Here is an 862-nt window from a genome sequence, read left to right as displayed (position 1 = left end):
GATTTAAATCCAAGGGTTTTTTCTTGCCATTTTTCTTCTTCATATTGCTGATTTATTCAACATCGGCAAGGTCTTCTAAAGTTTTTACGCGATTAAGCGTGTTGTGAATTTCTGTCGCCTGATTTTGAAGAACTCCAGAAATGTTTGAAGGAAAATTTTTGTTTTGCAATTTTTCTTCATATTCCTTCCAGCTAGCTTTTTCACCGCGGATGCACTCTTCCAAAACTGCTTCATCAGTATTCCCAGCTACCGAACTCTTAATGTCAATCCAAGTTCTATGCAAATCTCCAGTAAAACTTCCGCTTTCCTTTGGTTGCTCGTTTAAGTTTCTTATTTGTTGATCAAGTTCAGTGGCAAAACGGTTGCGCTGTGCAGCCTGTTGTTGAAGAAAGCGCTTTAAGTTTTGATTTTTTGCATCTTTCATCGCTTTTGTGAATCCTTTTTCGGCATCATAATTTTTTTCCAATAAATCCTGAAGATTGTTCACGATTTCTTTGTGGATGTTTTTGTCGGCTTTTTCTTTTGTAGTTTCCATAGTTTTTTGTTTTAAATTTTTGTTTAAAGGTAATTAGTGAACCAAGAAAAAAATCTTAGCAATTTCACAATTGAGAAGTGTTTAACGCTTGATGTTAAAGGATTTTAAGGTTTATAGAAAAGAAAATTTATAAATAAATATTAAAGGGTATAGCGTCAGCCTATTGTTTGACTAACTTTCAAAGAAAAAGAAAGATTATGGATATCCGTTCAAACGAACCTTATTGGTTAATTAAAAATGCCCTTCCACAAAGCTATCCTTCGCTTACAAAATCTATTTCTGCAGATGTTTTAATTATTGGAGCGGGAATAACGGGCGCACTTATGG

General features: G+C 34.1%; 1 protein-coding gene. It reads right to left on the bottom strand.

Annotated features, from left to right (window positions below; translation table 11 throughout):
- Nucleotides 1–52 precede the first annotated feature (52 nt).
- Nucleotides 53–535, bottom strand: coding sequence for a ferritin-like domain-containing protein (locus tag A7A78_RS12710; protein ID WP_068762846.1), 483 nt, complete (start codon nt 533–535; stop codon nt 53–55).
- Between the last annotated feature and the right edge of the window lie 327 nt (nt 536–862).

Source organism: Aequorivita soesokkakensis, assembly GCF_001641085.1.
GTDB lineage: Bacteria > Bacteroidota > Bacteroidia > Flavobacteriales > Flavobacteriaceae > Aequorivita > Aequorivita soesokkakensis.
Note: the sequence above shows the minus strand (reverse complement) of the source record. Positions and strands in the feature narration are given on the sequence as shown.

Bases quoted from the DNA above. Each gene is read 5' to 3' on its own strand.
- A7A78_RS12710 (WP_068762846.1), bottom strand. From the start codon at position 535: ATGGAAACTACAAAAGAAAAAGCCGACAAAAACATCCACAAAGAAATC.